We start from the raw sequence: 20656 nt of genomic DNA on the forward strand, positions 1-20656 counted from the left end.
CGCCGGGCTTCTTGTCAAGACAGCGCACCACTCGTTACACCATTCGTGCAGGTCGGAACTTACCCGACAAGGAATTTCGCTACCTTAGGACCGTTAGAGTTACGGCCGCCGTTTACCGGGGCTTCGGTCGAGAGCTTTGCCTTGCGGCTGACCCCCTTCCTTAACCTTCCGGCACCGGGCAGGTGTCAGTCCCTATACATCGTCTTCACGACTTAGCAGAGACCTGTGTTTTTGTTAAACAGTCGGTAGTGCCACTTCACTGCGGCCCGGATCCCCGCTTGCGCGGGTCCGGGCGCCCCTTCTTCCGAAGTTACGGGGCCAGATTGCCGAGTTCCTTAACAAGAGATCACCCGAGCACCTATGGATATTCTCCTCACCCACCAGTGTCGGTTTACGGTACGGTCACCCGGACGCCTGACATAGAGGGTTTTCTCGGCAGTCGGGCCAGCCCGGTTCCGCCCTCTTGCGAGGGCGTCCCATTCGCCACAGAGCATCATGGGCGCGGATTTGCCAACGCCCCAACTCCATAGCTTAGACCCCGATCCAACACGGGGCCGGGCTTTTCCTTCTGCGTCACCCCTTAGTTCATAACGGCGCCAAGGTGGTTCCGGAATGTTGACCGGATTTCCATCGCCTACGCTTTTCAGCCTCGACTTAGGTACCGACTAACTCTGGGCGGATTAACCTTCCCCAGAAAACCTTGGGCTTTCGGTGAACAGGTTTTTCACCTGTTTTAACGCTACTCGTTCCGGCATCATCACTTCTGGTTCGTCCAGCGCCGGTCGCCCGACGCCTTCGGCCTACAACAGAACGCTCTCCTACCACTCGTATTGCTACGAGTCCGCGGCTTCGGCGGTATGCTTGACCCCCGATAAATTTTCAGCGCAAGACCACTCGACTGGTGAGCTGTTACGCACTCTTTAAATGATTGCTGCTTCTAAGCCAACATCCCAGCTGTCTGAGTAGCCTCACCTCTTTTTCGACTTAGCATACACTTCGGGGCCTTAGCCGGCGGTCTGGGTTATTCCCCTCTCGGCCATGGACCTTAGAGCTCATAGCCTCTTTCCGCCGCTCTGGAGTTGCGGTATTCGGAGTTTGATCGGGTTTTCTCTCACATTGTGAGAGAGCGCCCATTCAGTGCTCTACCTCCGCAACTGAACGCGACAGACTGCCCCTAAAGGCATTTCGGAGAGAACCAGCTATCACCCGGTTTGATTAGCCTTTCACTCCAACCCACAGCTCATCCGAGATTATTGCAAGGATCACCGGTTCGGTCCTCCCTCTCGTGTTACCGAGAGTTCAACCTGGCCATGGGTAGATCACCGGGTTTCGGGCCGGGCGCATGCAACTGACGCCCAATTAGGACTCGCTTTCGCTACGGTTACAGTTCATTGAACCTTAGCCTTGCTGCATACGCACACTCGCCGGATCATTATGCAAAAGGCACGCGGTCACAGCCGCACCCAAACCTTGCGGAAAGGATTCGGCATGCTCCCGCTGATTGTAAGCACATGGTTTCAGGTTCTATTTCACTCCCCGCCAGGGGTTCTTTTCACCTTTCCCTCACGGTACTAGTTCACTATCGGTCAGTTGGTAGTGTTTAGCCTTTGGACGTGGTCGTCCGAAATTCCCACAAGGTTTCTCGTGTCCCGTGGTACTTGGGAAACGGCCAGGAGAGTTGTCAGTTTATGCCTACCGGACTATCACCGTCTTTGGTGTCCCTTTCCAGGGGTCTTCAACTAACCGACAACCTTTGTAACTCCTTGATCTCACGGCAGTAGACCAGGCCGCTCCCGCGACACCGCCCCAGCAACGCCTGCCGGCTTGACACTGGGATCGGTTTAGGCTGTTCCCCGTTCGCTCGCCACTACTTGGGGAATCGAGTTTTCTTTCTTTTCCTCCGGTTACTGAGATGTTTCACTTCACCGGGTTGGCTTCGCCGAGCTATGTATTCACTCGGCGATGTACGGACATGACTCCGCACGGGTTCTCCCATTCGGGTACCGCCGGGTCAAAGCTTGTTTGCAGCTCACCGGCGATTATCGCAGCTGACTGCGCCCTTCGTAGCCTCCAACTGCCAAGGCATTCACCATGCGCTCTTAGTAGCTTGAGATGAATATCAGCCTGCCTCTTCTCCAAATTGTCAAAGAACAAGAACCATCAGTGCGGAGGTTCCTACCTACGATTGTACGATAGACAACCCTCGCTGAAAGTCGAGAGTATTATACACACTGGCTGCACGAGCGCAAGAGAATAATCGCGAGGACGACGTCTCACCTAACGTCAACCCAGCTTTGCACTTACGAGCCCGCTCCTCCCTCCTCTCTCCTCCCTCCTCCCTCCTCTCCTCAAAGGGGTCGCGAAAGTCGCCTCGCAAATCACCCGCGAAAACGGGGACTGTACCGCGCGTCTGCGTGCTCCGAGGGACTGTCCCCGCTTTCGCGGCTCAGTCGTGCCCCAAGTCCCAAGGAGATTCCCTGCCGCAGTCCCTCTGCAAATCGCGGTCAGAGTCATACTGAGAATCGCCACGACAATCCCTCTGCCAGTCTCCCTGCTTCTCAACCCGCGAATCGCCGCCAAAATCGCCCTGCACCTGCATCCGCAAGTCGCTCTGCAACTGGCCCCGACCGTGCCGGTCAGAATCCCCGAGCAAATCGCATCCTGAAATGCCCTCCGAACCACCCCCCGAACCGTTCCCGGAACGGTTCCCAGGGCGACTCGCGAGGCGTCATTTCCAGCCGATTACAGACAGGCTATCTTGATAACATCCTGTGAAACAACGAGTTACGAAGAAGGACCCGAGGAGGACGAAGATTCCTTAACAAATGGGGCTTTCTGGTGCGTATAACATAGTGAAGGTCCGCGACAGCGCGGCCCAGTTGCGCCGGAGAACGAAGATTCTTGAGCAAATCTTGCTCCCGGCGGACATATAACTAAGTGAGGGACCACAGCCGCAGAACGCGGCTGGCCCTAATGACCGCTAAACTGAAAGGAGTTCTCATGACTGACCCGAATCAGCGACGGATGAACTGGCAGACAAAGACCGATACCGCCAGGATGAAGGAAGTGCTCGACACCCTGCGACCGGACATGCTCAAGCGCTACGAGGCCGCGGTGGCCAGCCTCTGCGAGATGGAAACCAAGGCCCGGCAGACGCTCAACGCCGCGGGCGTGCACACCATCTTCTACGTAGCCTACCTCAACTATGCGCGACAGCTCTACAAACTCTCCCGCCAGCAGGGCATCTCGGGCGAAAGCTTCGCGCTGAGCGCCCAAGTCTTGCTCGACAAATGGTCCGCCCGCGGCCTTGATTCCGCCGTCCTCGCCCGAATCCGAACCGAGGTCTTCGACGCAGTTGTTCCCGCGCCATAGGGCGCGGGCTAGCTGCTAGCGGCTCTCGCCCTAGCTCGGGCGCTCTGCGCCTATCTTGCTGGCCGCGGCCCTATTTCACCAACACCAGCCTCTGGAAGGAAACTGCTGCACTCGGAGAAGTCACTCTCACAAAGTAGCTTCCGGCGCGAGTCCCGCCAAGAGACAACCGGTGCGGTCCCTGACTAAGACCGCCACGGTACAACTGCCTTAACATCCGACCCGTCACATCGCACAGTTTGACGCTGTAGAAAGCTGAGTTGGGCACCCAAAGAACAAACTCGGGCAAGGCAGTGATGGTGGTCATGGTCCGCGCGCGAGATGGCTCGTCAACATGTGATTGCGAGATACCGGCGAGGCTACTGTACTTGGAAACGAGGAAATCGTCATACCCCAGCGGGTTCGTCACGCAGCCCGTGATGATTGGATTGCCGGAGTCATCACAGGCAACATCAGTTGCTGAGTTGACTCCCAAACTGCCGCGGTAGGTTGCCGACCAGAGTTTGCCGCCTGCTGAGTCCAGTTTCATCAACAGACAGCTACAGTTGGTGTCCGGGCCAGCGTAGCCACTCACATAGATATTCCCTGCCGAGTCGCATGCTGCCCCACCCAGCTTGACGTCCATGTCGAGACCAAAGAGCTTTGACCAAAGCAGAGTCCCGCTGGAGTCGTACTTCAGCACCAACCCTTTCGCCGTATCATTCGCAACGCTGCCTGAAACCACAACATTGCCGGATGGGTCAAGGGCGACACCCCAACACTGGTCGTTGATGCTGTAATCGTAGCGCCGCGTCCAAATCGTGTCTCCGTCCGGCGTGAATCGCAGAGTCATGCAGTCAGAGTTGGCTGAGCTTGCCGCTTGCGCACAGCCGACGATTTCTCCAGACGAATTGCTGGCCAGGAGCATGCCGCATGCACGAGGGGCGACGTGGTATGTCTTAGTCCAGAGGGTTTCACCGTTCGGGGCAAGTTTGCCCAGCCAGAGATCAGATGTTGTATCGGATACATAGTGCGTGCCCCAAACGTAGCAGTCGTCCGCAGAATCGGCCGTGATTCCGAAAGCCATGTCGCCCGGAACCGAGTCTACCCACTGGAGCGCGCCTGAAGAGTCGTATTTCACGACCAGTGCACATGAGTGGAGGCCTAAAGGTTGAGAACAGGTGTGAAAACGTGACCGGCCGCTGTGCGCCGAGATAATGGAACTGTACCCGGCCACAAAGACATTAAGCTGAGCATCCAAGTAGGCGCTTGACCCACACTCATTTCCGCCGGCGCTGTATCGTCTAAACCAGAGGGTGTCGCCGTTCTGGTTCAGCCTCAGCGCCACCAGATCGCTAAACACACTTGTCCAAGCGTTGCCGGCGACTGCGATGACATCACCCCTTGAAGTTATTCCCTCGCCGGTTGCATCGCCGCCCACGTCAATCGTCCTGACCCAAAGCGTGTCAGGGCCTGATGCGACAGCCGTACCCACCAGGAAGGTCATCAAGACGAGCACCAAATTGCAGACTCCTTGAATCCTTGCCGCGCTCACAAACACCTCCAATCTTGACTGAATCTCGTCTCGGGGATTTCGGGGACACTTTACTTAACTCCTTGTCCCTTGAATCTGAGAACCGGTAGCATGGGTTAGTTGTATCGGAACCTGCCCTAATGTCAAGGCAGACGCGCATCGGCAGTGGTCCGAAGACGCGCGGCGGTTCTGCGGCGCGCCGTCTCGGAGAAGTCATATTCCGGGCGCATCGTATCACGCTCGCCGGAGTCGTTTCTTCGGCTGACCTTCATGTACTCAGGGCTGGCGTGGTTTGTCGGAGACGACTACCGGCTCAGGTGGGGCCGGCTCGACCTCGCGTTTCTTGAGATAGAGCCAGAGCGGGTCATCTTTGAGCAGTTCCCTCGTCTTGCGCGCGCGCTCCTCCCAGGACAGGCCCTCGTCCTCCCGGTCTATCTCTTCACGTCGGCGCCGCATGAAGGCGACGGCGTCAAAGCTCTTGTTCATAGTCCAGCACCTCCTTGGGTGTACGGATCTCGATGATTCCCAGCCCCTCCGCGATGTTGACCGCATTGAACAGACGAATGCGGCCGAGGTTCACGATGTGACGGAAATTCCAACTGACGAGCACGTCTACTCTGTGAATCGTGGCAAGAGCGATGTGGAGGGCATCAGAGTATGAACCCGGGCCGAGGACTCCGCGCCTGACATAGGCCTCGGCCAGCGTGGCTGCCTCGGGTTGGTCTGGCAGGACTACCTGATTCGCACTGGGAATCTCGGCTATTCGATTGCGGACGGTCGTGGGTGCACCTCTCAGTTCACGGATTGTGTGTTCCGATAGAACGAGCACGTACTGCCCGTCACGAAACCGCTCCCACAGAGCGAGGCTGTCTGCCTTGAACTCCTCGTCCTCACAGCCGCCGATGACTGAGGCGTCGACGTAGACGAGAAGTCTCCGATACCGCACGGCTAGATTGTAGCTCTGAACTCAGTGAGCGCAAGCCGGCTCGATTGCCAGCTGAACCTGCCGGCGCACGGCATAGGCCACACCCTGCAATCCCAAAGACCCGCGGGTCGGACCGCTTGTCGTTAGCAAATCCATATCTCGGACGTGGCCGATTGACATCCGTCAAGGGGACCAGTCACGGAACCGGGTCTTCGCCCCGCGCGTTGACTCTGTTCGCCCGGCGGCTACAATCTGGAGTTAATGAGTCGCCGCAATCGTCCGGTCGTGCCCGTGCTGGTTCTAGTTCTGCTAATCTCGCCTGTCATGCTTCAACTAGCCTACGGCTATCTCGATCCGGGCACCGGCAGCTACATCGTCCAGCTTCTCGTCGGCGGCTTGCTTGGCGGGCTGTTTGCCATCGGGATCTTCTGGAAGAGAGTCCTTGCCTTCGTCAAGCGGCTGTTCAGACCCCGGACCCAACATTGAGCCACGAAAGCACGAAAGACACGAAACTGACGGGTGCAGAATGCCGGTTGTCCGTTTCACTCCGTTTTCGTGTCTTCGTGGCCGTTTGTTTCGGATTCGGGGTCAGGGCGAAGACCGGCGGCGGCAGTGACCGCTGACGAGTCGGTACCGAGTTCTTTTCGCGACCCCGACGGTTTTCTCTTCCGGCGCTCTGACACCCTCTACCGCCAGATAAACAACAGCTATCTGGCTGACTACAAGAAGCTCATGGAGTCCGGCCTCTACCGCGACCTGACCGAGGCAGGATTACTGATACCACACGAAGAAACCTCCGAGCCTCCAATGTCCGGCGGCAGCAGCCTTGTCATTCAGCCCGAGACAATCCCCTTCATCTCCTACCCCTACGAGTGGAGCTTCACACAACTGCAGGACGCGGCGCTGACGACCATGTCCATCGAGAAGAAGGCGCTGGAGCACGGGATGTCGCTCAAGGACGCGAGCGCCTACAACATCCAGTTCCTTGCCGGTCGCCCGGTTCTTATTGACACGCTCTCGTTCGAGCAGTACCGCGAAGGCGAGCCGTGGGTGGCCTACCGCCAGTTCTGCCAGCACTTCCTCGCGCCGCTGGCGCTGATGAGCCATGCCGATGTCCGCCTCAGCCAGTTGCTGCGAGTCTACATCGATGGAATCCCGCTTGACCTGGCGAGCCGCCTGCTGCCTTCAAAGACCCACCTGAGTCTCGGCCTCGCAACACATATCCACCTCCACGCACAGGCCCAGCGCAAGTACGCTGACAAGCAGGCCAAACCGGTCGACCGCAAGATGAGCCGCATGGCGTTCCTTGGTCTGATCGATAACCTCGAATCGACCACGAAGAAGCTCACGTGGAAGCCTGCGGGCACGGAGTGGGCTGATTATTACGATGCGACCAACTACACCGATTCCTCGCTCGAACACAAGGCGCAACTCGTAGCTGGGTACCTTGAGAAGGTGAGCCCGAAGACCGTCTGGGACCTCGGGGCGAACACGGGCCGGTTCAGCCGCATCGCTGCCGACCGCGGAATCCCGACAATCGCATTCGACATCGACCCGGCCGCGGTCGAACTCAACTACCTCGACTGCCGCAAGCGGGGCGAGAAGAACCTGCTGCCCCTGCTCTCGGACCTGACCAATCCCAGCCCGGCTATCGGCTGGCAGAACCGCGAGCGCCAGTCGCTCATCGAACGCGGGCCGTGCGATACGGCCCTGGCCCTGGCCCTCGTCCACCACCTCGCTATCGGCAACAACCTGCCCTTTGACCGCATCGCCGATTTCCTTGCCGGCATCTGCCGGACACTCATCATCGAATTCGTGCCTAAGTCGGACTCGCAGGTCCAGCGTCTGCTCGCCACCCGCGATGACATCTTCCCGGGTTACACCAAGGAGGTTTTCGAGCAGGTATTCTCTCTCCGCTTCGCCACCCTTGCCTCGTCCCCGGTCAAGGATTCCGAACGCACCATCTACCTGATGGAACTCCGCCAGCCCTGACCCCCGAATCCGACATTGAACCACCAAGACACCAAGAACACCAAACGTACACCGGGCACTTCTGTCCGGACCCTCTTTGTGTCTCTGTGTCTTTGTGGTAAGTCCCTATCTCGGTTCCTGGGCTGACCGTGCCCCCGTCTTCCGGTCCCCGGCCCTTCCCGGTCCATCACCTCCTCTTAGCCCTCGCCCCTGTCCTGTTCCTCTACTCACACAACGCCGCGAAACTGCCTATCGCACCGGCCGAGCTCCTGCTTCCCCTTGCGATGTCCTTCTCCGTCGCACTCGGGCTGTGGCTTCTGCTATGGGCCCTGATGCGAAGCAGCCGCAGGGCGGCGCTGGTCGTCTCTCTCTTCCTGATCCTCTTCTTCCTATATGGAAGGGCACAGGGCATCATCGGCTCCGAAGCGAAACCAGCGCTGCTGCCGGTATCTGCTGCTATCATCCTTCTTCCAGGTATTCTGTACTTCGCCCGGCCGCGCCGGGAGTTCAGCGGGCTCACGATCTTCCTCAACCTCGCTTCCCTCGCCCTTGTCCTCATGAATCTCGTCACCGGGGTTCCGTCGCTCGTCCGTTGGTGGACGCCCAGGGTGAGTACGGCCGTTACGGCGGAGTCAAAGACAACGAATCTGCCCGACATCTACTACATCATATTCGACACCTATACCCGGGGGGACGTGCTGAAGCAGCCCTACGGCTATGACAACTCGGGCTTCATAGACTATCTCCGCAGTAAGGGCTTCCTCGTCGGGTCGCACAGCCGCTCCAACTACGCGCAGACCTACCTTTCGCTGGCCTCTTCTCTCAACCTGACCTACCTCGATTCCGTTGCCCGGCGAGCAGGCACCGCATCGGACGACCACTCCCCTTTGCTTGAGATGATTGCCCATAACCGGGTAAGAAACTTCCTGCAGCAGCACGGCTACAGAATGGTATCGTTCGCCTCCGGCTACAACGGTACGGAGTTCAAAGACGCCGACGTCCACTACGCACCGCGGTGGGCCCTGAGTGAATTCCAGAACGTTTTGATCAGCACGACCGCGCTGCCGGCCATGCTGAAACTCGTCGCGCGGCGTTCTCAGTGGGACGCGCAGCGGCAGCTCATCCTCTACGCGATCGAGCGCCTCCCGGATGTCGCCGAGATGCGGCCCCCGATATTCGCTTTCGCCCACATCGTCTGTCCCCATCCGCCCTTTGTTTTCGGCCCGCATGGCGAAAAGCTCAACCCGTCCGAGGTCTACACGCTGGACGATGAAAATGCCGCACCGATCATCAACAAACAGACGATGCGTCAGGATTACATGAAGAGCTTCCGGGACCAGTCCGAGTTTGTCACATTCAAAGCGAGGCAGATGATCGACCGCATTCTGGCCCGGTCGAGCCGGCCGCCCATAATCATCGTGCAGGGCGACCACGGCCCAGCCGCGTTCCGCAGTTGGGACGACGTGGACACGGAGCAACTCAGAGAAAGAATGTGCATCCTGAATGCTTACATTATTCCGAAAGACTCAACCGGGCCGGCCTGGTATGACTCCATCTCGCCGGTCAACACTTTCCGGCTCATCCTCGACCGCGTGTTCGGTGAAAGCCTGCCGCTTCTGCCCGACCGGAGCTGGTTCTCAACCATCATGCAGCCCTACCGGTTCTACGACGTTGACCACCCCGAGGCCTACGAGCGCGCCCGCCGCCTCCGGAATGCGCCGCTGGCGGTGCTGGTGTATGCTGCCAAGGGTAGTACTGCGCCCGCTGACACGGATGTCTACGCCCGGAAACTCGTCCGCATTCGATACTATTCCGGAGACCGGCGCGTGGCCGGCGCCTATCTTCGCTGTCTGCCGCCAGACTCCTTGTCCGTACCGGCCGCCCTCGCAGCCTACAAGAGCGCCGTCAAAGCCAGAGACCTGCCCGACCTCGGACAGGAACCCGACAGCTACTCAGGTCCGGGCCCGAACCACAAACCGGTGGTCGCCCTCTTCTTCGTGGACACGCTCAACGCCAACCGCTGACATACTCGGCTCAAACGCAAGCTGCAGCCCAAGTCCCCTATCCCTTCAGCCTCCTGCATTCTACATTCCGGTTTCTGACGTCACCCGAATGCCTCTTTGTGCCTTGGCGTCCTGGTGGTATGACTCCACTCCGTCCTTCTGCATACTGAATTCTGACTTCGTCCGATTGCAGTTTGCCTCTGCCCGGTATCTGTGTTCATCTGGGTTCATCTGTCGTTGCGCACGTCCGGACTTCGAGTCTTGCCCGCATTCAATCGTCATTCTGACTTGGGGCTTCGGACTTGCCCGCTGAAACGGCTCCGGACCCGCGCGGGTCTTCGCCGCACGAGCCCGGAGGCCCGGTCACGGAAGGACTAGAACAGCTTGTTCTTCTTGATATAGACCCAGAGCAGCTTCATCATCTCGCCGATCTTGATCGTCGCCTTGGCGCCGAACACCGGCTTCATGTCGTCGGTGACCTTGATGGAGCGCTTCATCAGCGGGCCTTCACCGGTCATCAGCTTGTTCTTCTTGATGTAGGCCCAGAGCTTCTTGTTCAGGTCGCTTACCTTGATGACCTTGCCCGGGCCGAACACCGGCTGCATCTCATCGGTCAGTTTCACGGTCCTCTTCATGAGGGCCTGTCCTCTCGGCATAGACGAGTCCTTTCTGCCCTTCCAGGGCAATTCTTCGTGCCTGCGAACCCCTGACGGCCGCCTTTGGTCGGCCATTTATGCCTCATTCTCGGCCTAGCTTCTTCCCTGTCAAGCATTTCTTACAGGCGGTTAGAGGCGGCAGTCGGACGCTCGTGCCTCGCGGCTGCGCCGGCTGCCGGGAACAAGAGAGGCGCGGCCGGGGCCGCGCCTCTCTTAACAGACGTTACCGCGCTATCTGCCTACTATCGCGACCTTGACGACATTGTGGATTCCGGGGGCATCAAGACGGTAGAAGAAGATACCATTGGCGACGTGCCGGCCGTTATCGCCGACTCCGTTCCAGTTCGCCGAGTAATGCCCGGCCGCCTGGTACGCGTTCTGAATCGTGCGCACAATACGGCCCGTGTTGTCGAACACACGGAGCTTGACGAGGCCCGGTCGCGCCACCTCCCACTGCACCCGCACCGCTCCGCGGGCAGGGTTGGGGGAAGCCACGAGAGTCGGAGTCAGGACGCTGATGGGGACGCGCGGCTCAGCCACGGCCGTTGCCGGGTAGAGCGCGGGGCTGGCGAAGGAAGCGATTCCGCCGCTCACGACGGTGATCTGGTCCGGGCAATTTCCGGGCTTGTAACCCGAAGCCTCAGCCTCGACGATGTAGTCGCCGGCTGGCATGCCGGTGAGCAGGTAGTCACCGAATCCGCCGGCGTTGGTCTCCAGGAAGCTCGGGCCGACTACCCTCACGTGCGCGCCCGGAATCTCAACCTGCCGGAAGCCGTCGTAGACGAATCCGGCGATGCCGGTGTTAGAACCGGCTGCCCGCAGCCGCAGGTCGATGTTGCCCGTAATCTGGCCGCCGGCGACCTCGACACTCTCCGGGAAGCAGGTTGGGAAGTAGCCCCGGACGTCGGCACGCACTCTGTACCAGCCGTCGGCAAGGCCGTTGACGCTGTAGCCATGGATCGAGTCCGAGTAGGCGTAGCTCTGGCCCTTGCTGCCCCACACGAATACTCGAGCATGGGCGATCGGTTTCAGCGTGGCCGAATCGGCTACGCCGCCCGCCATGCCGCCGCTTCCGCTGCTGGACGACTGGAGGCTGAAGTTGACTCCACTCACAGTATGGCCGGCCGTTACGTCAACGGTATCGCACACCGAAGCATCGAACCCCGCGGCGCTGGCCGTGACCAGGTACTTGCCGGGTGGGAGATTGCTGACCGTGTAGCTCCCCTGCGTTCCGGTATTGGCGTAATCCCTTCCTATGCTGGTCGCAGTGATCAAGGCTCCGAACACGCTCGCGCCGTTACCTCTGTTGGTTACGTTTCCGCCCATGCAACCATACATGGTGCTCTCTGGTTCCATGTAGAACGGAGTCCAGGTAACCTGGTTACTTACGACTGTGACCGAGTCCGGATAGACCATAGGCTGGAAGCCTTCGGCCTCAGCGCTGACTTGGTATTTCCCGGCCGCCAGCCCGCTGATGACATACCCGCCGGTCGGTACCGACGTTGCCGTGTCACAACCTCCATGCCCGCTGGCGATAATCGTGCCGCCGCCGATGCCGAGCATCTTGCTCACGTCGGTCAGTCGTCCGCCAATACCGGTCTTGCCGTACCACTTGATAAACGCGAAGTTGATGCTGTCGGTTACCTGGTCCTGCACAACCGTGATGGACTCGGGATAGATACCGTTCTCATACCCGTCGCGGCCGCCCCAGATTGTGTAGTGGCCCGGATTGGCGGAGATGTAATACACGCCGTTGGAGTCGGTGTACGTGGTCGGCAGTCCGGCGCCCGCCAGGGACGCGTGGTAGATCGGATTGCCGGTCTCGTAGTCGGTGACACGCCCGGCGATGCCCATCGGCGGTAAGCTCTCCGGATACATATAGAACGGGCACCACTTCACCTGGGCTGAATCCACTTGGACTGAATCGATGGTCATGGGCTGGAATCCGTTCGCCTCAGCCTTGACCTCGTACTTCCCGACCGCGAGTCCGCTGATGACGTACCCGCCGCTGGTCACTGACGTTGCCGTGTCGCAGACGCCCTGCCCGCTGGCGATGACTATACCGCCGCCGATGCCAAGTTCGCGCCTCCCATCGGTCAGGCGTCCGCCGATGCCCTGCTTGCCCGCGTACGATATGAGGGCGAAGTTGATGCTGTCAGTCACCTGACCCTGGACAACGTGAATCGACTCAGGATAGATGCCGTTCTCGTGGCCCGAAGCGCTGGTCCAGATCGTGTAGTGGCCTGGGTTCGCGTATATGAAGTACCCGCCGCTTGAGTCGGTGTAGGTAGTCGGAAGTCCGCTGCCGGCGAGGCATGCGTGGTAAATCGGGACGCCCGTCGTGTAGTCGGTGACAACTCCGGAAATCCCGTTGGTGGCGTAGGCGCTCGCACAGAGTGCCAGTGCGGCGATGACAACGATCAGTCTTCTCATACGCGCTCCTTGTCTTGCAGTGTCTGACCGTCGGCCCTGCTTCGGGCCACCAGGATCGAACCAGAAGCCGATGGGTCAGGATTCGCTATCCCGGCATGGAATCACCTATGTATTATGAAACTGACACCTTGGGTGTCGAGCTTTTCCAGATGGGGCCGGGCTGCCGGGTGCAGACTCGGCTCTCGCCCGCATGCAGGAATCCGCAATGGTTTGCCCGGAATAGCAGGTTTGCTATTATGGTATGTGTCTAAGATTAAAGAGTGAATGTCGAGGTCATGGAGGTCCCGGATGAAGGACGGTGCTCCTGCCTCGCTCGACGTCTAACTTGAAGATGCGAAAGCAGAGATTCCTGAACGGGTGGCAGGCAACCCATCCGAAAGAGGTGAACATGAACAGATCGAAGACAGTCCTGGTGGCTCTCGCTTTGACGGCAATCGTGTTGACGGCTTGGGCCGACGACAACGCTGCCGTAAACAAGCCCAAGTCGGACAAGGACAACAGCGCCGCCGTCGCCCCGGCTCAGCCAGCCCAGCAACCCGACCAGTCGAACAAGGACAACAACGGGACCGCCGCAACGGCTCAACCCGCCGCGCAACCCGACAAGCCGGACCAGTCGACTCAATCCAGAAGCCAACCGGCCCAACCTCCGCAGTCCAGCCAATCCAATCCCAACTACGGACAAGCCCCTCAATCCCGGCCCGACGTGGTCAGGGAACCGAATTCTCCGACGTACGGGCAATCCGAGGTCGTCCCCCAACCGAGTAAGACGGTGGTTCAGCCGAGCGACAACCAGCGGACCTACCACCAGTCTGCCGGCGGCGACATCAATGTCCCGCAGCCCGGCGGTAACCCACGCCAGGGAGGCGGTGGCGGCAACGCCCCAGGCTCCGGCGGCGGGCACAACTACTATCTCGGCCGCAGCGCACACTACTACAGCGGGCTAAACTGGCATGGCCGCCACGAGGAATGGCGGTATCATCACTACCACGGCGACTGGGGCTTCCTGTTCATGTTCGGCCCGACACTCTACTACGCGCCCGCTTACTATCCTTCATACGTCATTCGGCTTCCGCACAACCGGGTTGGGGTCTACATCAACTATACCGGTAACGACAACGTCGGGCAGCAGTTCGCCAACGCGGTCCGACAGGAACTGAGCGACGAAGGACTGCGCGTGGTCTACTCGCAGGAAGACGCACAGCTTGAGCTCTACGTCATCTCGATGGAACAGGATGAAGATAACCCCGGCTACAACTCGTCGATCTCGGTTTCCTACATCTGGGGTCCGGGTCACAAGTTCATCACCTCCCAGATGGTAGACGCGGGCATCAACGAGGTGAATGACCTCGCTAATGCGGTGGCAAGCTATACGGACGACCTCATAGATCAGTACCGCTAGCAGAACACCGCCTACAGCCACATCGCGGGCGGCCGGCACCAACCGGCCGCTCGCTTCCTTGCCTGTGCACAGGTTGACAGCCGGCAATCCGTCAATAGCATTCGCTGCAGAGAAGAGGTGCTGATGACCGATACAAAACCAAGAGTGCTCGTTGCCTACGCGACCTGGGCCGGCTCCACTGCCGGCGTCGCCGAGCGGATAGCCGAGGTCCTCAACCGGAACGGCTTCGCGGCCGAGGCCGTGCGCGCGAAGGACATCCGAGACACTGCATCCTATGCTGCGGTAGTGCTGGGTACCGCAGTGCATGCCGGCAGGCTCCACCCGGATGCACTCCAGTTCGCCAGGCGTAACGCTACCGACCTTGGGACAAAGCCCTTCGCCGCCTTTGTCGTCTGCCTGGCGATGACCGCGACCGATGAAAAGGGTCGGACTCAGGCCGAGCGCTATCTCGAGCCCATACGCCGGCAGGCGAAGCCTATCTGTGAAGGACGATTCGCGGGTGCCTACGACCCGCAGAAGCTTGGTTTCATCACGCGGCAAATCATGAAGATGATAAAGGCCCCGCCGGGCGACTTCCGCAAGTGGGACGAAATCGAGGCCCGGGCCGCAGGCCTCGCGCCGCTCTTTACTGCCCGACCGGCGTAGACACCGACTACGTCGCTCGTAACCGCCAGCGGCTGACTCTGCACCACATGCTGACGCAGAGTGAAAGCCCTCCACACCTCGTGTTCACGCGGTCGTTCCGCTCAGCCTAGATCTTCCTCAGCAGATTGAATCCGACACGGAAGTAGCCTTTGGTCAGGTCGAGCACGTCCGAGTAGGCCGTTGGCTCGCCCGCGCTGCGGAACAAAGCCGGGGCCGTCTGCTCGTGCGCGGCTCCGAGGGTTATGCTGAAGTCGTGCCAGCCGACCTGCTTGTCGAAGGCAATGCCGAACGCGAGCTGTCGGGTGGTGGAGTCGCGGCCGATCAGGACCGGCTCGGCTTCGAGCGCGGCCGAGTACCCGTCTCCGAGGCCGGTCTTGGCCGCGAGCCCGATCGAGACATAGTGGTGCTTTGAATTAGTGGTGTACCGGGGCATGGCGGCCAGCGCCAGTCGCTCTTCGATTGCCCGATGGAAACAGAAACCGACGTTAAGCCACGTGCTGTCGGGCGTGACATGGTAGAGGTGCGCGTTCAGCTCGGGATAGAGCGTGAGCCAGTCCAGCGGGGCCCAGGCGGCGCGCAGCCCGACCACCCGGCTTGAGATGGCGTCGGCGAACCCAACGAGTAGCCTGTCTCCGAGCGACTTGTCAACGGTCACGCGCACATTGGCGCCGGTGAAAACCTGCAGCGGGTCTTTGTCCCATCCAGGCGCGGTCAGCGCCGAGAGGAAACGGTGCGAGACCGCGACCTGCCATACGTGCGGCTCGGGCATAGTCCCGGTGGGCAGGTTGACGAATCGCTGGCCGGGAAACACGAGCAGTAGAAGAACTAGCGTCACGCTACACTCCTTTCGTGCAGAACCAGGTGGGATTCTATCGGGGAGCGACGACCAAAGTCAAGCTTCAAGCGTAGAGCGGACGAGGCCGCAGGCTAGTAGACACCGGGAATGAGCCTGCGCGTCTTCTTCATGTACTCGTCGTATCCGGGCAGGTTCTTGATGAGGAATGCCTCCTCCTTGCGGATCCTGAGCAATTCGCCCGCGACCGTAAGCACCGGGAATACGAACAGCCACAACTGCGAACGCAAGGCGATCGGCACCGCGAATGATAACAGGATTGTGCCCAGGTAGGCCGGATGGCGAATGACCGCGTGCAGCCCGCGGCTGACAAGGGCATGACCTTCCCGTCTCTCCACATCAGTGGAGAAGAAGCCGGCAAGCTCCGAAACGCCTCGTATCCGGATGATGCACCCGCATACAAACAAGATGAGCCCGACCGCGAAGAACTGCCGCGCGACCGGCGCCCGAGAAAAGAAGGCGACGACCAAGGGGACATATATGGAGAGCATTCCGGGAATCGTCACGGCGTAGAAAGTCCAGTCGCGGCTGGCGACTCTGACCTTCGCTCTCGTCCGAGCGAGTGTCGCGACCTCAAGGAATCCGTACGCCGCCACAAACGCTACGAGGATCAGGACATGCCTATGCGGGTACATCACCCACCCTCTGCTCGCCGCCATGTATGCGTACCCGTCCGGTCACGGCACATTTGGCTCCTTCGCCCCTTCGTCGGCCACGCTCCCTTAGTGCACGTGGACGTATCTGCGGTCGCATCGATGAGACGGTGCTCGATCATCAGCGGCGCGACCGATAGGAACGGCTTCCTGCTCATGCTTCTGCCTTTCCAGCTCCCGCCTTTCCGCCTGCATACTACCTCGCCGAACGGTGTTCGATCCCGCGAACCAATGTGCAGTCCACGCCCTGCCATCGTCAGCGCGACCGTGGTGGTCAATGACCGCCGCTCCATGTTCTGGGATAATCGATGTTGGGGAGTGGCTTGTAGTGGGGAAGGGCGACCTTGACGGTCAGGACGCCGGTCTTGCCCGCCGAGCCGGATACACCGGTAACCACTGCGTTGCCGTCTGCGTCAAGAGCGACCGCGTTTGCTTGCTCATCGGTTCCGGGGAGATACCCGCTGCCGGGCAGGAAAGTAGCGAACTGCCCCCGGAAGTAACGCCAGAGCAGACACTGACGCTTGCCCTCAACATCCTCTGAGCCAACGCCGAGAATCCCGCCGTCGCGTCCCGTGACAACGGCCATGCAGACCGCATTCGGCGCGGTCGGATAGCGCAGATCGTGCAAGACCGCGGTCCCGTAATAGTTCCGGGAGTACTCAACGAGGTGACTAGACGTTCCTGAGGTGTCCTGCGTGGTAACGACCAGGAAAAGGCTGGGCGCGGCGTATAGTCCGTTCTCGAGCCTGTTGGCCGGCCATGCCAGGCATACCCGTAAGTCGGTATTGCCCGAGCCATATCGCCGCCGCCAGCGCAGTCCCGAATCCGGGCTCAGACCGGCGCTCACGATGTCCCTGGCTGCGACCGAGTCGAGCTCGCCCGGGCGTGGCACTCGTCTGCCGGCCACAATGGCTGAAGTTCCGACCGGGTCTTGAACCAGGCTCTGGCCGAACTCGTTCGAGCCGAAGTCCAGCGTCTCGCGGTCGAGCAGGCTGCCAAGAGAGTCAAACCGCACGAACAGAATGTCGCTGCCGGCGAGCGAGTCGCCGCTGCTCACCGAACCGCAGACCGCAATCCGGCCGGCGCTGTCCAGGCACAAAGCCGACCCCCGGGTGGCCGGGCCAAAGGCGAACTCCTTCTCCCACTTCTTCTCGCCCTGAGCGGAGAACCTAGCCAGCAGCAGTCGAACCGTGTCAGCGGCATTCGAGGCTGAGCAACCCACGCCCACGATGTCGTGATTGGACGCGACCGCGATTGCGGCAAGCGAATCGCGCCTGCCCCGGTCGTACGTCCGGTGCCAAAGCAGCTTGCCGTCCTTGTCATAGCGAAGAAGTTCCCACGTGGTCCCGGAAGGTCCGGCTGAGGTATCGCGACAGATTCCGCCGACGACGATGTCCCGGCCGTCGGCCGCGACCGAACTGCCGAAGTCGCCCCGGCCTGAGTCATAGCGCTGCTGCCAGACGACGTGCGCCTTCCGGGAACAGCCTTGACCCAAGACCAGGACGAGCACAACAAGCACTAATCTACGGTTCACCACTTCACTCCTCCTTGTCTTCTCCTCATTCGGCTAACCGTCAACCGTTAGCCGCACACTCCGCGAACTGAGTCCGGTCCTTGTCCGGACGGTTAGCTGCAAGCCGCAAGCTGTCGGCTGTCATCATCACCCTCCCGACCAAACCGACCATCTTGTCATGCCTCGCCTTGACCGCCATCAATGAAGGGGTTATCCGTCTCAGTTCCAAGTTCCTCTCACCGACTGCCGCCGCGGATCACTGAAATGTCGTACCCGTCCTGGTTCGCGACGTAGATTCGATTCTGTTTAGTGTTGCAGGCCAGAACATGCCAGTCATGTCCGACCGTGTAGGTGCGGAGAATCTCGTTGCTGGCGCCATCAACGACCGCGACCCGGTTGTCGCAAACGCAGTAGACGCAATTGTCAGCAGTATTGTAGCAGATGTTTCTAGTCCCCGCGTAGTCGCTGAAGTTGGCTATGATTCTGTTCGTTGCGGCATCGAGGACTGACAGACCGAGTCTCCCGCCCACGTAGAGCTTGTTGTCCCACGGATTGTAGCACATGGCGTACGCGGGCATGAACCAGCTTGTGTCCACTGCGTTGGTAGTGCCATTTATCACCCTCATCGTCTCCTCTGCGCAGAAGACCTTGTTATCCTTGTAGTCGCAGCAGAGGACGTGCCCGCCAGGACCAATTGGTATCTTCGTGACCAATGCGTGTGTCGCGCCGTCGATGATCGCTAGCTTTCCTCTTTGCTCGGAGGCACAGTAGACTTTGTTGGCCTTGGGATTGCTGCAGAAAGACCAGTCGACCTCGAACGGGACTTCTGCTATCGTGCTGTCGGTGGTGCCGTCCGTCATCACAACTCGGCTGTTAGCCCAAATCTGTTTGAAGGAGTAGACCCAGTTGTTCAGCGAGTCGTACCATACGGGCGAACCTATCATCAGATTCGATATCACCGTGTCGGTCTTGCCGTCGAACACGAGACATCTGGTATCGTACTCACCATCACAATAGGCTTTGTCTTCCCTGGAGTTGTAGCACATCCGCCAGGGGTTTCGACCGTTCTGCACCGTGGCCAGGAAACGGTTGGTCGAGCCGTCCAGCACCACGAGCTCGCCCTCCCTCCGGATGGAGCAGTACAGCTTGTTGTCACGCGGGTTGTAGCAGAGTACGCCCGGATGACGCGCGGTGGGCAACTTCGCTATCACTTCGCCAGACGCAGTCGCCAGCACCACCACGTCGGGTTGGTCGCGGTCAGGATCCAGGCAATAGGCGCGTCTCCTCCGCGAGTCGAAGCAGAAGGCCACAATATCGTGGCGCACGGTGGCGCTCGCCGCAAGCCTATTCGACCTGCCATCAATGATGTCGACCGTTGGTTTGCTTTCTCCCTTGCCGGCTACGGGCACCCTAGAGGAACTCTCAGCAAGGGTGGTTGCGACTCTGCACGCAGCCAGCACTTTGCCACTCGCCGAATCGTAGGAGAGCACCATGGGTCGGCCATGGGTCGCGACGGTGGCGATGACTTTGTCCGTCGCGCCGTCCACGACTGTTACGTTAGAATCGCCGATTTCGTGGAAGGGCCAGCCCTGCGGATACGCGCCATTGGCGAGGTAGATCTTGTTATCGTGCGGGTTGCAGCAGATACCTACCAGGCCGGGACCGACGGCCACGGTGGCCACGACCGCGTTGGTGCTACCATCAATCACGGTAACTGTCTTACTGCCGTAGTTCGCGCAATAGACCTTGTTGCTTGCGGGGTTATAGCATAGCAGCGACCCTCTCTCTACCCCCACGTTGGATGCGTGGTCGCCGTGGTTCTCCCATGCCCCATTCTCCAGTGGAACGTCCGCGACAAACGCGCCCTCGCGGCCACTCAGTATCCTCACGCCACTTCGGGTCCTGCAGTAGACCTTGTCATCGTTCGGGTTGTAACAGAGCGCGAAGGCGCCCACATTCAAGGAGTCCACGACACAATCGTTCTTCGTGTCGATAACGATAGTCCAACGTCCTCCGTATGCATAGAGTTGCTGGCGTCGGGAGTTGTAGCAAAGGGCGCTTTGGTTCACGCGCAACGTCTCAACGACAACGTCTCTAACCCCGTCAATCACCGTCAGGAGTTCACCAACGCAGTATATCCTGCCATTCACCGGGCTACAGAATATCGCCATCGTTCCCGACTTGGTCGGTATCCGCGCGACTTTCTTGTTGGTGGCACAGTCGATAACCAACACGCAGTTTCCAGACCCTCCCACATAAACCTTGTCTGTCATGGGGTTGTATGCGGCGCATTGCGGACCCGGAAGTCCGGACAGCGAGTCAGGCAGGCGTATGGTCCACTCGGGCTCAAGGCCCGAAGCGAGGGAGACGAAGAGAAGGGCCAGCAATGCCGTCTGAAGGTTCAGGAGCACACGTCTGCCACTGACCGGACCGGACTCAAACGCAGGAGGGAGTTGTTCTTCTTTGTGGTGGCCGGACAGGAAGACCTTGCGGTCTTGGCCGAAGCGGTCTGCCTGTGCGTTGCACGCAGACAGGTCAACCAGCCATTTGACGGCGTGGGGCGCGGGCGTTCCCATTGCGGCAACAGGATACGCTTCCTCCGACGCAAGTCAAGCAGACGCGGTCAGAGGTCAGAGGCCGGAAGTCAGAATGCAGGGTCGAGTCGGCCGGTTCTTGAGCGCGGACGTGCGGACGCAAAGTTTACCTGTAGGATACACGCCGAC

15 protein-coding genes and 1 rRNA gene are annotated in these 20656 nt (G+C 59.8%); 6 read left to right on the plus strand and 10 right to left on the minus strand.

Annotated elements, in window-relative coordinates; all coding sequences use genetic code 11:
• Positions 1-2113 (minus strand): 23S ribosomal RNA (locus VMH22_13055); the annotation flags it as partial.
• A gap of 887 nt (positions 2114-3000) precedes the next feature.
• On the opposite strand from VMH22_13055, the gene VMH22_13060 reads away from it, so the two are divergent.
• Positions 3001-3372, plus strand: a complete 372-nt coding sequence (locus tag VMH22_13060) for a hypothetical protein (protein ID HTW92618.1) — start codon at positions 3001-3003, stop codon at positions 3370-3372.
• Between the two features lie 70 nt (positions 3373-3442).
• Here the strand turns inward: VMH22_13060 and VMH22_13065 are convergent, their stop codons facing one another.
• The 3 genes from VMH22_13065 to VMH22_13075 form a co-directional block, all read right to left on the minus strand.
• Positions 3443-4867 (minus strand): hypothetical protein, encoded by a 1425-nt coding sequence (locus tag VMH22_13065; GenBank protein ID HTW92619.1) that lies wholly within the window; start codon positions 4865-4867, stop codon positions 3443-3445.
• Between the two features lie 291 nt (positions 4868-5158).
• Positions 5159-5368, minus strand: coding sequence for a hypothetical protein (locus tag VMH22_13070; protein HTW92620.1), 210 nt, complete (start codon positions 5366-5368; stop codon positions 5159-5161).
• On the minus strand, positions 5352-5828 hold the full coding sequence (locus tag VMH22_13075) for a PIN domain-containing protein (GenBank protein HTW92621.1): 477 nt from the start codon (positions 5826-5828) through the stop codon (positions 5352-5354). The genes VMH22_13070 and VMH22_13075 overlap by 17 nt, the downstream gene beginning before the upstream one ends.
• 240 nt (positions 5829-6068) lie before the next feature.
• Here VMH22_13075 and VMH22_13080 point away from each other — a divergent pair, with 240 nt between their 5' ends.
• The 3 genes from VMH22_13080 to VMH22_13090 all read left to right on the plus strand — a co-directional run bounded on the left by VMH22_13080 (position 6069) and on the right by VMH22_13090 (position 9802).
• Positions 6069-6293, plus strand: a complete 225-nt coding sequence (locus tag VMH22_13080) for a hypothetical protein (protein ID HTW92622.1) — start codon at positions 6069-6071, stop codon at positions 6291-6293.
• Positions 6294-6419: 126 nt separating this feature from the next.
• Positions 6420-7799 carry a class I SAM-dependent methyltransferase gene (locus tag VMH22_13085; protein ID HTW92623.1) on the plus strand — a complete coding sequence of 460 codons (1380 nt, stop codon included), beginning with the start codon at positions 6420-6422 and terminating at the stop codon, positions 7797-7799.
• Between the two features lie 263 nt (positions 7800-8062).
• Positions 8063-9802: a hypothetical protein gene (locus VMH22_13090; GenBank protein ID HTW92624.1), complete on the plus strand. Its 1740-nt coding sequence runs from the start codon at positions 8063-8065 to the stop codon at positions 9800-9802.
• 353 nt (positions 9803-10155) lie between these two features.
• Here the strand turns inward: VMH22_13090 and VMH22_13095 are convergent, their stop codons facing one another.
• Both VMH22_13095 and VMH22_13100 read right to left on the minus strand, forming a co-directional pair.
• Positions 10156-10416: an SWIB/MDM2 domain-containing protein gene (locus VMH22_13095; GenBank protein ID HTW92625.1), complete on the minus strand. Its 261-nt coding sequence runs from the start codon at positions 10414-10416 to the stop codon at positions 10156-10158.
• 252 nt (positions 10417-10668) lie between these two features.
• A complete protein-coding gene (locus tag VMH22_13100) occupies positions 10669-12870 on the minus strand; it encodes a carboxypeptidase regulatory-like domain-containing protein (GenBank protein ID HTW92626.1) in 2202 nt (733 codons plus the stop codon).
• 388 nt (positions 12871-13258) lie between these two features.
• Here VMH22_13100 and VMH22_13105 point away from each other — a divergent pair, with 388 nt between their 5' ends.
• Positions 13259-14269 carry a hypothetical protein gene (locus tag VMH22_13105; protein ID HTW92627.1) on the plus strand — a complete coding sequence of 337 codons (1011 nt, stop codon included), beginning with the start codon at positions 13259-13261 and terminating at the stop codon, positions 14267-14269.
• Between the two features lie 123 nt (positions 14270-14392).
• Positions 14393-14914 (plus strand): flavodoxin domain-containing protein, encoded by a 522-nt coding sequence (locus VMH22_13110; GenBank protein HTW92628.1) that lies wholly within the window; start codon positions 14393-14395, stop codon positions 14912-14914.
• A gap of 106 nt (positions 14915-15020) precedes the next feature.
• On the opposite strand, the gene VMH22_13115 is transcribed toward VMH22_13110, so the two are convergent.
• From VMH22_13115 to VMH22_13130, 4 genes are all read right to left on the minus strand, one after another.
• A complete protein-coding gene (locus tag VMH22_13115) occupies positions 15021-15749 on the minus strand; it encodes a DUF5777 family beta-barrel protein (GenBank protein HTW92629.1) in 729 nt (242 codons plus the stop codon).
• A gap of 92 nt (positions 15750-15841) precedes the next feature.
• Positions 15842-16402 carry an isoprenylcysteine carboxylmethyltransferase family protein gene (locus VMH22_13120; GenBank protein HTW92630.1) on the minus strand — a complete coding sequence of 187 codons (561 nt, stop codon included), beginning with the start codon at positions 16400-16402 and terminating at the stop codon, positions 15842-15844.
• Between the two features lie 292 nt (positions 16403-16694).
• Positions 16695-17954: a hypothetical protein gene (locus VMH22_13125; GenBank protein HTW92631.1), complete on the minus strand. Its 1260-nt coding sequence runs from the start codon at positions 17952-17954 to the stop codon at positions 16695-16697.
• 215 nt (positions 17955-18169) lie between these two features.
• The gene (locus tag VMH22_13130; protein HTW92632.1) at positions 18170-20509 is read right to left on the minus strand and encodes a hypothetical protein; all 2340 of its coding nucleotides are present in this window, start codon (positions 20507-20509) and stop codon (positions 18170-18172) included.
• Positions 20510-20656 lie beyond the last annotated feature (147 nt).

The sequence above is a fragment of the bacterium genome (assembly GCA_035505375.1).
In the GTDB taxonomy this organism is placed as follows: domain Bacteria; phylum Hydrothermota; class Tepidihabitantia; order Tepidihabitantales; family Tepidihabitantaceae; genus UBA2258.

Bases quoted from the DNA above. Each gene is read 5' to 3' on its own strand.
- VMH22_13060 (HTW92618.1), top strand. From the start codon at position 3,001: ATGACTGACCCGAATCAGCGACGGATGAACTGGCAGACAAAGACCGAT.
- VMH22_13090 (HTW92624.1), top strand. From the start codon at position 8,063: ATGTCCTTCTCCGTCGCACTCGGGCTGTGGCTTCTGCTATGGGCCCTG.
- VMH22_13130 (HTW92632.1), bottom strand. From the start codon at position 20,509: ATGGGAACGCCCGCGCCCCACGCCGTCAAATGGCTGGTTGACCTGTCT.
- VMH22_13120 (HTW92630.1), bottom strand. From the start codon at position 16,402: ATGTACCCGCATAGGCATGTCCTGATCCTCGTAGCGTTTGTGGCGGCG.
- VMH22_13080 (HTW92622.1), top strand. From the start codon at position 6,069: ATGAGTCGCCGCAATCGTCCGGTCGTGCCCGTGCTGGTTCTAGTTCTG.
- VMH22_13095 (HTW92625.1), bottom strand. From the start codon at position 10,416: ATGAAGAGGACCGTGAAACTGACCGATGAGATGCAGCCGGTGTTCGGC.
- VMH22_13110 (HTW92628.1), top strand. From the start codon at position 14,393: ATGACCGATACAAAACCAAGAGTGCTCGTTGCCTACGCGACCTGGGCC.
- VMH22_13070 (HTW92620.1), bottom strand. From the start codon at position 5,368: ATGAACAAGAGCTTTGACGCCGTCGCCTTCATGCGGCGCCGACGTGAA.
- VMH22_13105 (HTW92627.1), top strand. From the start codon at position 13,259: ATGAACAGATCGAAGACAGTCCTGGTGGCTCTCGCTTTGACGGCAATC.
- VMH22_13100 (HTW92626.1), bottom strand. From the start codon at position 12,870: ATGAGAAGACTGATCGTTGTCATCGCCGCACTGGCACTCTGTGCGAGC.